General features: G+C 62.0%; 12 protein-coding genes. 6 read left to right on the top strand and 6 right to left on the bottom strand.

Annotated features, from left to right (window positions below):
* The first annotated feature begins 17 nt into the window (after nucleotides 1–17).
* Nucleotides 18–356 (top strand): hypothetical protein, encoded by a 339-nt coding sequence (locus RHIBR816_RS35330; protein WP_018239315.1) that lies wholly within the window; start codon nucleotides 18–20, stop codon nucleotides 354–356.
* A 32-nt stretch (nucleotides 357–388) separates the two neighbouring features.
* On the opposite strand, the gene RHIBR816_RS0124840 is transcribed toward RHIBR816_RS35330, so the two are convergent.
* The 5 genes from RHIBR816_RS0124840 to aspS form a co-directional block, all read right to left on the bottom strand.
* The gene (locus tag RHIBR816_RS0124840) at nucleotides 389–703 is read right to left on the bottom strand and encodes a DUF6678 family protein (protein ID WP_018239314.1); all 315 of its coding nucleotides are present in this window, start codon (nucleotides 701–703) and stop codon (nucleotides 389–391) included.
* A gap of 11 nt (nucleotides 704–714) precedes the next feature.
* A protein-coding gene (locus tag RHIBR816_RS36435; protein WP_371259074.1) for an IS5 family transposase occupies nucleotides 715–1,466 on the bottom strand; the annotation gives its coding sequence in 2 pieces (ribosomal slippage) (nucleotides 715–1,137 and nucleotides 1,140–1,466; 750 coding nt in all).
* A gap of 76 nt (nucleotides 1,467–1,542) precedes the next feature.
* Nucleotides 1,543–1,971 carry an IS5 family transposase gene (locus tag RHIBR816_RS38915; protein WP_256375052.1) on the bottom strand — a complete coding sequence of 143 codons (429 nt, stop codon included), beginning with the start codon at nucleotides 1,969–1,971 and terminating at the stop codon, nucleotides 1,543–1,545.
* Nucleotides 1,923–2,354 (bottom strand): IS5 family transposase, encoded by a 432-nt coding sequence (locus RHIBR816_RS38910; RefSeq protein ID WP_018239311.1) that lies wholly within the window; start codon nucleotides 2,352–2,354, stop codon nucleotides 1,923–1,925. Before RHIBR816_RS38910 ends, RHIBR816_RS38915 begins: the two co-directional genes overlap by 49 nt.
* Before the next feature lie 142 nt (nucleotides 2,355–2,496).
* Complete coding sequence (gene aspS, locus RHIBR816_RS0124825) at nucleotides 2,497–4,284, bottom strand: aspartate--tRNA ligase (RefSeq protein ID WP_026187398.1); 1,788 nt, start codon at nucleotides 4,282–4,284, stop codon at nucleotides 2,497–2,499.
* Between the two features lie 287 nt (nucleotides 4,285–4,571).
* On the opposite strand from aspS, the gene RHIBR816_RS0124820 reads away from it, so the two are divergent.
* From RHIBR816_RS0124820 to RHIBR816_RS0124800, 5 genes are all read left to right on the top strand, one after another.
* Nucleotides 4,572–5,867: an MFS transporter gene (locus tag RHIBR816_RS0124820; protein WP_018239309.1), complete on the top strand. Its 1,296-nt coding sequence runs from the start codon at nucleotides 4,572–4,574 to the stop codon at nucleotides 5,865–5,867.
* An 85-nt stretch (nucleotides 5,868–5,952) separates the two neighbouring features.
* Nucleotides 5,953–7,353, top strand: a complete 1,401-nt coding sequence (locus RHIBR816_RS0124815; protein ID WP_034816657.1) for a multicopper oxidase family protein — start codon at nucleotides 5,953–5,955, stop codon at nucleotides 7,351–7,353.
* A gap of 80 nt (nucleotides 7,354–7,433) precedes the next feature.
* A complete protein-coding gene (gene rnd / locus RHIBR816_RS0124810; RefSeq protein ID WP_018239307.1) occupies nucleotides 7,434–8,585 on the top strand; it encodes a ribonuclease D in 1,152 nt (383 codons plus the stop codon).
* Nucleotides 8,586–8,745: 160 nt separating this feature from the next.
* Nucleotides 8,746–9,765, top strand: a complete 1,020-nt coding sequence (locus tag RHIBR816_RS0124805; RefSeq protein WP_018239306.1) for an adenylate/guanylate cyclase domain-containing protein — start codon at nucleotides 8,746–8,748, stop codon at nucleotides 9,763–9,765.
* Between the two features lie 165 nt (nucleotides 9,766–9,930).
* The gene (locus tag RHIBR816_RS0124800; RefSeq protein ID WP_018239305.1) at nucleotides 9,931–11,286 is read left to right on the top strand and encodes an esterase-like activity of phytase family protein; all 1,356 of its coding nucleotides are present in this window, start codon (nucleotides 9,931–9,933) and stop codon (nucleotides 11,284–11,286) included.
* Between the two features lie 71 nt (nucleotides 11,287–11,357).
* On the opposite strand, the gene ppx is transcribed toward RHIBR816_RS0124800, so the two are convergent.
* Nucleotides 11,358–12,881 carry an exopolyphosphatase gene (gene ppx / locus RHIBR816_RS0124795; RefSeq protein ID WP_018239304.1) on the bottom strand — a complete coding sequence of 508 codons (1,524 nt, stop codon included), beginning with the start codon at nucleotides 12,879–12,881 and terminating at the stop codon, nucleotides 11,358–11,360.
* Between the last annotated feature and the right edge of the window lie 3 nt (nucleotides 12,882–12,884).

Here is a 12,884-nt window from a genome sequence, read left to right as displayed (position 1 = left end):
CCAGAATCGGGAATGAAATGACAGACGTAGAGCGCAAGTATTTGGGCGGGCCGCTTACGAAATTGTGGGATGACACCGGAGAGTTCGGTCAGTGCATGAGGGACAGCGTTACTGAAGAAGATATCCGCGACCTGCTTCGAGAAGCCCCTATCAGATTCGTAGAAGTTGATGTGGGCAGGCCGCTGCGCTGGATACCGCTGAATGAGCGTTTTGAATTTTGGAAGTTGATCCGCTCAAACTTGCATGTGTCAGAGAAGCCTTATTTGGAAGATTACCCAGGCTGCTTCTTCTATGGTGCAGCCGAGTGGGCGGGCCGCGACGGTGAGCGTCTCATCGTCCTTCACAAATTTCACTAGGGTCGAGACTCAATCAGTCCAGCCCGCAAGCTTCAAATGTAGTTGGCGCCTTGGCCATCCTGAAGATAGCCGAACACACGAAAACCTTCGGGCGTTTCCTCGCCCGGCACATGAACTTTCCTGAGTGCGGATCGGACAAGTTCACGCTGATTGGGTGTTTCGACGTGAATATCGACGTGGACGATGTCTTCGTAACCGCCTTCCCTAAAGTGGTAGAACCATTCCCGGTCAGGCCCGTAAATGAAGCCGTTCGTGGAAAGTGTGCTCCACGCCGGGGTCGGCGTTAGCGCATACATCTCCAACCTGAGTTCGTTCCATTTTGTGTTGTTCATCACTGGGTTGAGCATGACGCTTCCTTTCAAAGCCAGAATGATATCATGGCGGCCAGCGACACTGCCGATAGGAAGTTGGTGGCCAATTTGTCGTATCGGGTGGCGATACGACGAAAATCCTTGAGGCGGCAAAAGGCGTTCTCTATCAGATGCCGCGCCCGGTATCGCTGCTGGTCATAGCGAACAGGCTTCTTTCGGTTGCGCCGACCAGGAATGACTGGTGTGCATTTGTTCGTTCGCAGCGAGCGGCGCAATTTGTCCGCGTCATACCCTTTGTCTCCCAACAGGTAACGCATTGGGCCAGCGCGTTCGAGCAAGGCTGGAGCCGCTTTTACATCACTGACGTTTCCTGCTGTGAGCATAAGAGCATACGGGCGGCCAATCACGTCGGTGAGCGCATGGATCTTGGTCGTCCAGCCACCGCGAGACCGGCCGATGGCCTGTTCTTGCCGCCCCCTTTTGCCCCAAATGCTGCCCGCTGGGCTTTGACATAGGTGCTGTCGATGGCCGTACTCTTCGTCACCGTGCCGGTCTGCACCAGCGCATCGAGCAACTTTAGCGAAAAGCCTCGCCGCGACCACCGATTGAAGCGATTGTAGACCGTCGTTGGTGGGCCATAATCGGCGGGGCAATCACACCAGCGGCAACCAACCTTCAAAACGTGGATGATGCCCGAAATCACCCGACGGTCATCTACCCGGCGCGCACCTGATTGGTTTTTGGGCAAGTGCGGCTCCATCGTTGCCCACTCTTCGTCCGACAGCCAAAACAAAGCCATATCGCTGCTCCTGATCAATGCCCGGCAGTGAATCAGGAAAGCCAACGTTCCTCAATAGGTTGATTGGGTTTTGACCCTAAGACCTATGCTGTTGACGGGTGCGCTGCTCCAGTCTCGCGGCGAGATGTGGAAGCCAGACTTTCACGGCTGCGATTGCCAAAAATGCTGCGAATGAAGCTTTGGTTTTGTCGTAACGGGTCGCAATCCTGCGAAACTGTTTGAGCCTGTTGAACATCCGCTCGATGCGGTTTCGGTCCTTGTAAGCGCGGAAGTCGCAGGCAGGCGGGTCTTTCCGGTTTGCCTTTGGTGGGATGACAGGTTTGATCCCGTGGGTCAGCAGTTCCTCGCGCAGGAAGTCGCCGTCATAACCCTTGTCGGCGAGAAATAGTCTTGGTTTGCCGACCGGCATGGCCAGAAGGTCTGGAACGGCGTTGTAATCCGAAGCCTCCCCGCCGGTCAGGATGAAGCCGAGAGGGCGTCCTTGACCGTCTGCGCGCGCGTGGATTTTCGTCGTAAAGCCGCCGCGTGATCGACCAAAAGCCTCCTTATAAGTCCCCCTTTAGCGCCCGCAGCCTGAGAGTGGCCCCGAACCGTGGTGCTGTCGATCATGTGCTGCCAGTCATCGGTCAGCCCCATCTCAACAAGCGTCTCAAGAAGGGCATCCCAAACGCCTTGTTCAGCCCAGCGCCGGAAGCGCACGTAGACGGAATTCCACTTGCCGTAGCGCTCGTGCATGTCGCGCCAAGGGCAGCCGACCCGCAGAACATGCAGCATGCCGTCGAGATACCGGCGATTATCGTGCGCAGGTCGTGACTTCCTCCCGCGTTCGGTGGGCAACAGCCCCTCAATGATCTTCCATTCCAAATCCGTCACATCGCCGCGAGCCAAGACCGCCTCCGAAAAAGCAGTCTTGAATCATGCCTCCGCTGATTTGAGAATCCACTTTGTCAACAGGACCTAGCGGCAAACAGTGTCGCGAACGCAAGAAACCCGGCGATCGTCTCGCCGGGTTTTGTCGCTTCTGACAAGCTCAGTCCTTCTTCTGCGGGATCGGGCGGATTGCAAGTTCGCGCAGTTGTGCCGGCGTTGCCGCCGACGGTGCGCCCATCAAGAGATCGACGGCCTGCTGGTTCATCGGGAACAGCGATATTTCGCGCAGGTTCTTGGCGCCGACAAGCAGCATGACGATGCGGTCGATACCGAAGGCCATACCGCCATGCGGCGGGGCGCCGTACTGGAAGGCACGGTAGAGACCACCGAACTGCTCTTCGACATCGGTCTGGCTGAGGCCGACATTCTCGAAAGCCTTGACCATCAATTCCGGCGACTGGTTACGGATCGAACCCGATGCGATCTCGAAGCCATTGCAGACCATGTCGTACTGGAACGCCTTGATCGACAGCAGATCGTCGCCCGACAACGCCTTGAGGCCGCCCTGCGGCATCGAGAAGGGGTTGTGCGCGAAGTCGACACGCTTCTCGTCCTCGTTCCATTCGTAGAACGGGAAGTCGACGATCCAGCACAGCTCGAAGCGGTCGCGGTCGACGAGGTTCAGCTCCTCGCCTGCCCTGGTGCGGGCCTCGCCGGCGAACTTGTAGAACTTGGCCGGCTCGCCGGCGACGAAGAAGCAGGCGTCGCCATCATCGAGGCCGAGCTGGGTGCGGATCGCATCGGTGCGCTCCTCGCCGATGTTCTTGGCGAGCGGGCCGGCACCTTCGAGCTTCTCGCCTTCCTTGCGCCAGAAGATATAACCGAGGCCGGGCTGTCCCTGGCTCTGGGCCCAGGCGTTCATGCGGTCGCAGAAGGCGCGGCTGCCGCCGGTCTTGGCCGGGATCGCCCAGATCTCCACCTTCGGGTTGGTGGCGATCATGTTGGCGAAGACCTTGAAGCCGGAACCGGCGAAATGCTGGGTGACCTCCTGCATCTCGATCGGATTGCGCAGGTCCGGCTTGTCGGACCCGTATTTGCGGATCGCCGTGTCATAAGGAATGCGCTGGAACTTTTCAGTGACGGGCTTGCCGCCGGCGAAGTCCGCGAAAATCGCGCGGATCATCGGCTCCATCGTGTCCCAGACGTCTTCCTGCTCGACGAAGCTCATTTCGAGGTCGAGCTGGTAGAACTCGCCCGGCAGCCGGTCGGCGCGCGGGTCCTCGTCGCGGAAGCACGGCGCGATCTGGAAATAGCGGTCGAAGCCTGCGACCATCAGCAGTTGCTTGTACTGCTGCGGCGCCTGCGGCAGCGCGTAGAAGGTGCCGGGGTGAATGCGGCTCGGCACGAGGAAGTCGCGCGCGCCCTCCGGCGACGACGCGGTCAGGATCGGTGTCGTATATTCGGTGAAGCCGATCTCGGTCATGCCCCGACGCATGGCCGAAATGACCTCGGTGCGCTTGACGATGTTCTTGTGCAGCGTCTCGCGGCGGAGATCGAGGAAGCGAAATTTGAGGCGCACGTCTTCCGGATAATCCGGCTCGCCGAAGACCGGCAGCGGCAGTTCCTTGGCGGCCGAGAGAACTTCGATCTCGCGGGCATAGAGCTCGACCTCGCCGGTCGGCATGTTTTTGTTGACGGTCTCGTCGGTGCGGGCCTTTACGGTTCCGTCGATGCGGATGACCCATTCACCGCGCACGGTTTCGGCCATCTTGAAGGCCGGCGAATCCGGATCGGCGACGACCTGGGTGATGCCGTAATGGTCGCGCAGGTCGATGAAGAGCACGCCGCCATGGTCGCGGACGCGGTGAACCCAGCCGGAAAGGCGAACGGTGGAGCCGACATCCGACTTGCGGAGAGCGGCACAGGTGTGGCTGCGGTAACGGTGCATCGTATGGTCCTGGAATTGCAGAAGGCCGCGCGAGGCTCGCCAAGGCGGGCGCGGCGGCATAGCCAAAGTCGGGCGGAAAAGCGCATGATGCGCCCGATTTGTCAAGGCCGCGGGGCTGCCTGCCGGCCCGTCGGCCGATCGGCCTGCCGCCTTCTCGCATCTGGGGTCTTGGCGGAGACAAAACCGGGAAAGGCCACAAATCGCTACTATCCCCCTCCAGAACGGACCGCTAAACAATGGGAGATCCGCCCACACTACGAGTCGCCGCCGTAAAGCCGGATGCGCCCATGTCCCAGATTCGCCCGCTCATCCCCCTCCTCCTCACCGCCGGCATCCTGATCGGCGGCAATGGATTGCAGGGCACCTTCATATCCTTGCGGGCGCTCGAAGAAGGCTTTTCGACATCGCTGATCGGCCTCGTCGGCGCCGGCTACAATATCGGCTTCGCTGTCGGCTGCGTCTATGTCACCCGCATCCTCCGCGCGATCGGTCATATCCGTACCTTCTCGGCCATGGCGGCAATCGCCTCGGCGGCAGCGATTGCAATGGTGCTCGTCATCGAACCGGGCTTCTGGTTCCTGATGCGGCTCGTCGCCGGTATCTGCTTCGCCGGCCTCTTCGCAACCGTGGAAAGCTGGCTGAACGCCAGCGTCACCAATACCAACCGGGCCCGCACGCTGTCGATCTACCGCCTCGTCGACCTCGGCTCGGTGACCGCCGCGCAATATCTCATTCCGGGCGTGGGGATCGGCGGCTTCGAGCTCTTCGCCATCATCTCGATGGCGCTGACGCTCTCGCTCGTACCGATCTCCTTTGCCGACCGGTCGAGCCCGGTCGCGCCGGAGGCGATCCGCTTCGACGTCAAGGCGCTCTGGAACATCTCGCCACTCGCCACCGTCGGCTGCATCGTCGTGGGGCTTACCAATGCGGCCTTCCGCTCGCTCGGACCGATCTATGCGCAGGGGATCGGCCTTTCCGTCACCGCCATTGCGACCTTCATGAGCGCCGGCATCATCGGTGGCGTGGTGTTGCAATATCCACTCGGGCACTACTCCGACCAGTTCGACCGCCGGCTGATCATCCTGATCGCCACCTTCGGATCCCTTCTGGCCGGGCTCTTCCTCGCCTTCGGTGCCGGCAGCGACGAATGGCTGAATTTTGCTGGCATCTTCGCCTTCGGCGCCTTCGCCATGCCGCTCTATTCGCTCTGTTCGGCCCATGCCAACGATCACGCCGCAGAAGGTCAGCATGCGCTGGTTTCCGCCGGCATGCTGTTCTTCTGGTCGCTTGGCGCCATCATCGGGCCGCTCTTCGCCTCCTTCATGCTCGATCTCTTCGGACCGCGGGCACTCTTCATCTATACTGCGGTGATCCTTTTCCTCTTCATGCTCTATACACTGCAGCGCATGACGGCACGTGAGGCGGTGCCGGCCGGCGAGCGTTCGATGCCGTTCCGCAATCTGCTGCGCACCTCGTCCTTCTTCAACAAGCTGGCCGGTGGCAGCCATTCGAAGGAAACCTGCCAGCATCTGCGGCAAGATGCGCGGTCGACGCGAATTGCTGAACGCGAAGATCAGGTTTAAAAACGGCTCCGACACTCTCGAAAACAGTGCGAAGCGCGTGGGTTTCTGTCCGCGTTCCGCTTCCCATTTCGCACCTCAGGATGCCATGGCGCCGATCCTCAGCCGCCGCACTTTCCTCCAGGGCTCGGCCGCATTCGGCGGAGCCTTTGCGCTCGGCGCCGGATTTGCCGCACGCGCCGGGACAGCTCCCGATCCCCAGATCCTGACGGCGCAATTCGCCCAGGCGAGGATCGCCGCCGACGGCGTTACGCCCGTCATGACCTATGGACTGGGCGAAGCGGCCCATGCCGGCGTGCCGCCGACCTTGAGAATGCGCAAGGGCGAGCCCTATGCGGCAAGACTGGTGAACCGGCTCGATGAGCCGACGACCGTCCACTGGCACGGATTGCGGATCGCCAATGCGATGGACGGCGTGCCGGAGATGACCCAGCCCTATGTCTATCCCGGAGATCACTTCGACTACAGTTTCGTCCCACCGGACGCCGGCACCTTCTGGTACCATCCCCATTGCAACACGCTGACGCAGATCGGGCATGGGCTGGCGGGGATGATCGTCGTCGAAAATCCCGCGGATCCGGTCTTCGACGCCGAGATCGTCCTCAATCTCCGCGACTGGCGGCTCGGCACCGGCGGCAAGTTCATCGATCCGTTCAAACCGCGGGACGCGGCGCGCGGCGGTACGTACGGGACGGTCCGGACAACGAATTGGCATCAGGAACCTGTCTATGACGCACCGGCGGGCGGGCTCGTTCGCGTCAGGATCGCCGCGACCGACGTGACGCGCATCTACACGATCGGTCTTGAAGGCGCCCGGGCAAAAGTGGTGGCCCTCGACGGCAATCCGGTCGAGAAGCCGTTCCTGCTCGATCGGCTGGACATCGGGCCGGGCCAGCGCGTCGATCTCGTCATGCGCATGCCCGACAGCGAAGGGACGCGCGCGACGCTCGGCAATTTCCGTGGGTCGAAGCCGTGGACGATCGCGGGCCTGCGGGCGGTCGGCGTGTCGCTGAAACGCGACCTTGGCGACGTCGCGTCCCTCCCCGCCAATCCGGTCACCGAAGCGGACCTGTCGACGGCGAAGCGGATCCCGCTCGAACTCACGGCAACCGCGGAACACAAGGCGACACCGTCGATCTGCGGATCGCTCGGTTACACGTTCTGGGCGCTCAACAAGGTTCCGTGGCCGGGTGACACGCCCGACCCGATTGCGCCCATCGAAGAAATGAAACTCGGCAAGAGCTATGTGATCGAGCTCGCCAACCGCACCCCGCACGCGCATCCGATCCACCTGCACGGCTTGAGCTTCCGCATTCTCAGCTCGAACAAGCGGAACTTTCTGCCGCCGCCGACCGACACGATTCTGTTGCAGCCGGACGAACAGGCGGAGGTGGCGCTCGTTGCCGACAACCCCGGCGACTGGGTGATTCATTGCCACATCATCGAACATCAAAAGACCGGAATGACCGGTTATTTCAGAATCATCTGACAATTTCGATTGAGACCGCCGCAACGAGCCTATAGAGGGAAGGTTCAAGCCTCATTTTCGCCACAGTGATTTAAGCCCCGATGATTACGACGACAGCAGAACTGGAGGCCGCCTGCCAACAGCTGGCCCTCTCGAGCTACATTACGATCGACACGGAATTTCTGCGCGAGACCACGTTCTGGCCTGAACTCTGCCTGATCCAGATGGCAAGCCCAGATACGGCGGTGATCGTCGATCCGATGGCGCCGGGCATCGACCTCGCGGCTTTCTTCGCGCTGATGGCCAATACTGACGTCGTCAAGGTCTTCCACGCGGCTCGCCAGGACATCGAGATCATCCACCATCTCGGCAACCTCATTCCGCATCCGCTCTTCGACACTCAGGTCGCGGCGATGGTCTGCGGCTTTGGCGACAGCGTCTCCTATGACCAGCTCGTCAACCGCATCAAGAACGTGCAGATCGACAAGTCGTCGCGCTTCACCGACTGGAGCCGGCGGCCGCTTACCGACAAGCAGCTCGAATATGCGCTGGCCGACGTGACGCATCTCAGGGACGTCTACCATTACCTGAAAGCGGAGCTCGAGCGCGAGGGGCGCTCCTCCTGGCTGGCAGAGGAAATGGCCATCCTGGAGAGCCGCGAGACCTACGACCTCCATCCGGAGAATGCCTGGCAGCGCCTGAAGATGCGCGTCAGAAAGCCGATCGAGCTGGCGGTTCTCCAGAAGGTCGCCGCCTGGCGCGAGCGCGAAGCGCGGGCACGCAACGTGCCGCGCGGCCGGATCATCAAGGACGACGCGATCTACGAGGTCGCCCAGCAGCAGCCGAAGGATGCGGAGGCGCTCGGCCGGCTGCGGACCATTCCGAAGGGCTGGGAGCGCTCCAGTGCGGGTGCTTCGATCGTCGAAGCGGTGACCGAGGCCCTGGCGATCCCGAAGGCCGAACTGCCCCGCCTGCCCCGCCAGAATCACGCGCCGGAGGGTGCCGCCGCAGCGGGCGAGATGCTGAAGGTGCTCTTGAAGCTCATTTCCGAGCAGGAGGGCGTTGCAGCCAAGATCATCGCCAGCAGCGAGGATCTCGACCGGATCGCCGCCGAAGGCGAAAAAGCCGAGGTTGCTGCGCTGAGTGGCTGGCGCCGAGAGCTTTTTGGAGACATGGCGTTGAAGCTCATCAACGGCGAGGTGGCACTCCGCTTTGTCGGAAAGAAGATCGAGGCTATGGAAATCGGCGGTTGAACGGCTGCAGCCGCCAACACCTTTCCGCCTGAATCCGGCCTTAGCCACTCGAATCGAAAAGCTGGTCCGACGCAAAGGATCAGATGTTCGCACTGCCGCGGGTGGGACCTCCCGAGCCTCGGCCATCCTTTCGCTGTTTCGATTCCCGAGGCCATCGCGCATGCGCTGGAGATTTTCCACGCTCGAATTCATCCTCCTGCTTCTGGTCCTCGCCGGCAGTGGCGTGGCCTATGCCTGGGTCGTCTATGGAGACGGTGCGCTGGTCGGCGCGACCTTTGCGGTGTTCATCTGCATGCCGGTCCTCGCCTTCGAGCGCCGCATCATCTTCCGGCGTCTCTACAGGGCGATCCACGGGCTTCCGACGCCAGCCTTCCTCCTGTCGTCGATCGCCGTCTATTTCGCTGTCGAGAATCTCGGCTTTGTCGCGGCGGGGGTGGTGCTGAAGCTGACCGGCGTGTTGCAGCAGAGCTGGAGCGAGGCGATAGTGCCGTCCTTCAATGCGCTCGTCTATGCGCTCGTCGTTTCCGGTCCGATTATCTTCGTCCTGCGGGTGCGGGAACTGCTCGGCCGTGACGTCTTCCTGAGCCTGTTGATGGGAAGCTACCGCAAGCCGGTGCAGGAGGAACGCGTATTCCTGTTTATCGATGTCGCCGGCTCGACCTCCTATGCCGAGCGCTTCGGCGATCTCAAAATGCAGGAATATCTCGGAAAATTGTTCGCGGAACTCGCCGACCCGGTACTGCGCTACCGCGGATCCATCGACGACTATATCGGCGACGCGGCAGTGATCACCTGGCCCTTCGATCGCGCCGTCGCCGACGCGGCCTGCATTCGCTGCGTCTTCGACATTCTCGACCAGATCGAAGCGTCCGCCTCCCGCTGGCACAAAAATTACGGCGAGGTCCCTCGCCTGCGCGCCGCGCTCCACGGCGGCACGATTGTTGCCGCCGAAATCGGTGTCGACAGGCACAAGATCACCTATTTCGGAGACACGGTGAACACGACGGCGCGTCTCGAAGGCCTCTGCCGAACGCTCGACCGGCAGGTGCTGATCTCCGCCGACCTGCTACGGCGCCTGCGTCTGCCCACCTTCGTCAGAAGCGAGGACCTCGGCGAGCACGAGGTCAAGGGCCGCGGCCAGAAACTTGGCGTGTTCGCGCTTCGCGCCGTCCGGCCGTAGCGAACACCGAGACGATCCGCCGTAGCCCGCGGGCACTCCGACATCATTATAACGGGCAAATATCCGTCATCAAAGCTTCACGGGCCTGTCAGAGAAGCGTCAACGGGCCGTCATCAAAGCTGCCTATCGGGAAGCGAACTCCACATCGAACCCAGGGTGAATTTGATGACGAAATCCATTCTCGCCGTCGCCTTGACGCTTTTGTCGACGACGACCGCACTTGCCGAGGAGAAGGCCTTCCCGGCGACGCTGAAGGCGCATGCCGTCCTTCCGGCCAATACGATCATCGCCGCACCGGCGGATGCGGCCGATTACCTCAAGACGTCGGGCAAGTTCTCGACCGCCGACCGCAAGCGCGCGCCAGAACTGGGCAGCGTGCCCGGCAAGGACGGCGTCCGGCCGACCGGGCTATCGCTCCCTTTCAATGGACAGCCGATGCAGGGCTTTTCCGGTATCAAGGCGATGCCGGACGGTACATTCTGGAGCCTCTCCGACAACGGCTTCGGCAACAAGCTCAACTCGACCGACGCCATGCTGATGCTCCACCACCTGAAGATCGACTGGGACGCCGGCAAGGTCGAAGCGCTGAAGACGATCTTCCTGACTGATCCCGACCGTAAGGCCCCCTTCCCGATCGTGATGGAGGGCTCGAGCGCGCGCTATCTCACAGGTGGTGACTTCGACGTGGAGTCGATCCAGCCCGTCAGCGACGGCTTCTGGATCGGCGAAGAATTCGGCCCCTATGTGCTGAAATTCGACACGGATGGCAAGCTCACCGACGTCATTCCGACGACCGTGGACGGCAAGCCGGTTCTGTCGCCCGACAATCCGACGCTGACGTTGCAAGCGGATCCGTCGAAGAAGATGCCCGCCTTCAACCTCAAGCGCTCGGGTGGGTATGAGGGGCTGGCGCTGTCCAAGGACGGCACGAAGGCCTATGGGCTGCTCGAGGGAGCGATCTGGACGGATGGAGAAACCGTCGAGCAGGCGGATGGTCGACCGGCTCTCCGTATCATAGAACTCGACGCGGCAAAGAAAACCTGGACCGGACGCAGTTGGCTCTATCCGCTTGCGGAAGGCGGTGAGGCGATCGGCGATTTCAACATGCTCGACGAAAAGTCGGCACTGGTGATCGAACGCGACAACGGCGCCGGCACCGTCGACAAAGGCTGTGCCGATCCCAAGGATCCGAAGCCGGACTGCTTTGCGGTCGGATCGAAGCTGAAGCGCATTTACAAGATTGAGATGACCGAGGAAAAGGTCGGCAAGGCGGTGCGCAAGATCGGCTACATCGACCTCCTGAAAATCGCCGATCCGGACAACCGGAAGCGCCAGGGCGGTGGCGACGGCTATTACGACATGCCCTTCGTCACCATCGAGAACGTCGATCGGGTAGACGATACACATATCATCGTCGGCAACGACAACAACCTGCCCTTCTCCGCCGGGCGCGTGCTCGACAAGGCAGACGACAACGAGTTCGTGCTGCTCGAAGCAGGCGAACTCCTCATGGCCGAATAGCGGCAAGCGGTCGCGCGGGGGAAACCTCGCGCGACCGTCGTCCACGGTCTGCAAAAACGCATCTGCGGCGCTCAGCGCTCGAAGTGGAAGCCGAGTTTCTTGCCCGTCAGCCGGCTCAGTTGCTGCAGACGACCATCGAGGCGTTCGCCCTCGAAATCAAGATAGGCAGCGGGCACGACGAATTCGAGGTCGACATCCGGCCGCGACGACGGTCGCAGGGTGAGATGGCGCGCGACACCCGGCATGGAGGCGGAGAAGAGGTAGGCAACCCGGAGCAGCCCGCCGAGCAGCTTTGCCAGTTCGAGGAGGCGCGGCGTGGTGATGCCGGCGAGAGGGCTGGTGGCGCCGTCGTCGTTGAGCCCCTCGAACCGGTAGTAGTTGGAAAGCGCTATATACGCCCGCCCGGCATGGGTGATGCCGGTGAAGGCGGAGTGGGCGATGATGTTCAGCGCCTGCAGGCCGCGGTAATCCGGATGTGCGCGCCAACTGATATCCGCCAACAGGCAGGCGGCCTGCCGGTAGCGGCTCTCCTCCTCGGTTTCCTTGATGCCGAAGTGCGGCACCATCCGGCCGGTCCACTCGGCAAGCTCGCGCGCATGTTCCGGTGAACGGGCACGTAGGATGGCGATCTCGTCGGCCGCCGTGAGCAATGGGTCCTGCGCGCGTTCATTGTCCGAAAGCAGCGAATATAGATAGCCTTCGCGAACACCGAGCGCCGAAAACGAGATGCGCTCCGGCTGCATGATCGAGATCGCCTCCTGCATCGTCACAGCGCCGAACGGCAAGAGGCTGCGGCGGCTCTTGGAAATCGTCGCAAGGGAGGAGGGCTTCAGGGCCTTCGGCTCGATCACTTCGGCCAGGATCGCCATTGCCTCGTCGTAGGAGATGTCGTAGCCCTGCATCATGTGCAGCGGGTAGTCGCGCATTTCCATCTGCAGCTTGGCGATCGAGCGCCAGGTTCCGCCGACGGCGTAGAAGGTGCGCCCTGTGCCCCTCCTCAGGACATCCGCGCCCTTCATGAACTTCCGCACCCAGGCGCGCGCCCGGCTCAGCGAGCCGTTGCTGTGCTCGAAGAGGCGGATGCCGCCGAGCGGCAGGGTTATGCCTTTGCCGATGCGCCGGCCCTGGACGTCGACCAGTTCGAGCGAACCGCCGCCAAGGTCGCCAACGACACCATCCGGCTCGTGGTAGCCGCTGACGATACCCATGGCCGAATAGTAGGCCTCCTCTTCGCCGGTCAGTATCCGGACCCTCTGGTCAAGGATGGCCTCCGCCTTCTCGATGAAGGCTGCGCCGTTCGACGCCTCGCGCGCGGCAGCGGTCGCCAGCACATACATCTGCGTGGCGCGCGCCTGGTCCGACAGCGCACGAAAGCGGTGCAGCGCCCTCAGCGCGCGCTCGACGCTTTCCTCCTCCATCCGGCCGGTCGCGTCGATGCCCTTGCCGAGACCGCACATCACCTTTTCATTGAAGAGCATCGCCGGGGCGCGACTGAGTCCCTCGTAAACGACGAGGCGAATGGAGTTCGAGCCGATGTCCACGACGGACACCGGCCGGATGCCGGGCAGACGCCCCTGCGCTTCAGATTCGACCATGCG

The organism is Ensifer sp. BR816, assembly GCF_000378985.1.
In the GTDB taxonomy this organism is placed as follows: Bacteria; Pseudomonadota; Alphaproteobacteria; order Rhizobiales; family Rhizobiaceae; genus Sinorhizobium.
Note: the sequence above shows the minus strand (reverse complement) of the source record. Positions and strands in the feature narration are given on the sequence as shown.

What these genes read in the sequence shown, in the direction of transcription:
- RHIBR816_RS35330 (WP_018239315.1), top strand. Translation starts at nt 18, where the DNA reads ATGACAGACGTAGAGCGCAAGTATTTGGGCGGGCCGCTTACGAAATTG.
- RHIBR816_RS0124840 (WP_018239314.1), bottom strand. Translation starts at nt 703, where the DNA reads ATGCTCAACCCAGTGATGAACAACACAAAATGGAACGAACTCAGGTTG.
- aspS (WP_026187398.1), bottom strand. Translation starts at nt 4,284, where the DNA reads ATGCACCGTTACCGCAGCCACACCTGTGCCGCTCTCCGCAAGTCGGAT.
- RHIBR816_RS0124820 (WP_018239309.1), top strand. Translation starts at nt 4,572, where the DNA reads ATGTCCCAGATTCGCCCGCTCATCCCCCTCCTCCTCACCGCCGGCATC.
- RHIBR816_RS0124815 (WP_034816657.1), top strand. Translation starts at nt 5,953, where the DNA reads ATGGCGCCGATCCTCAGCCGCCGCACTTTCCTCCAGGGCTCGGCCGCA.
- rnd (WP_018239307.1), top strand. Translation starts at nt 7,434, where the DNA reads ATGATTACGACGACAGCAGAACTGGAGGCCGCCTGCCAACAGCTGGCC.
- RHIBR816_RS0124805 (WP_018239306.1), top strand. Translation starts at nt 8,746, where the DNA reads ATGCGCTGGAGATTTTCCACGCTCGAATTCATCCTCCTGCTTCTGGTC.
- RHIBR816_RS0124800 (WP_018239305.1), top strand. Translation starts at nt 9,931, where the DNA reads ATGACGAAATCCATTCTCGCCGTCGCCTTGACGCTTTTGTCGACGACG.
- ppx (WP_018239304.1), bottom strand. Translation starts at nt 12,881, where the DNA reads ATGGTCGAATCTGAAGCGCAGGGGCGTCTGCCCGGCATCCGGCCGGTG.